Raw genomic sequence first — 263 nt, 5'->3', positions numbered from 1 at the left:
CAAATGTGCTTAAAGATGGTGGAGCTATGCGGGATCGAACCGCAGACCTCCTGCGTGCAAGGCAGGCGCTCTCCCAGCTGAGCTATAACCCCATCAGGTGTGTGATACTGTGTGCCAATCTTCGATTAAGAAGAATTGGTGGGTCTGAGTGGACTTGAACCACCGACCTCTCGCTTATCAGGCGAACGCTCTAACCACCTGAGCTACAGACCCAGCATCGTCTCTAAAACTGTATAAACCATCAATCTGTGTGGACACTCATC

General features: G+C 51.0%; 2 tRNA genes. Both read right to left on the bottom strand.

Features of this window, described 5'->3' with window-relative positions:
* Positions 1-16: 16 nt before the first annotated feature.
* Positions 17-92 (bottom strand) — tRNA-Ala (locus AACW06_RS20445).
* A gap of 44 nt (positions 93-136) precedes the next feature.
* Positions 137-213: transfer RNA gene (locus tag AACW06_RS20440), tRNA-Ile, on the bottom strand.
* Between the last annotated feature and the right edge of the window lie 50 nt (positions 214-263).

Source organism: Vibrio sp. S12_S33 (assembly GCF_963889785.1).
Lineage (GTDB): Bacteria > Pseudomonadota > Gammaproteobacteria > Enterobacterales > Vibrionaceae > Vibrio > Vibrio aestuarianus.
The sequence above is the reverse complement of the archived record's forward strand: the minus strand, read 5'-3'. Positions and strand labels throughout refer to the sequence as shown.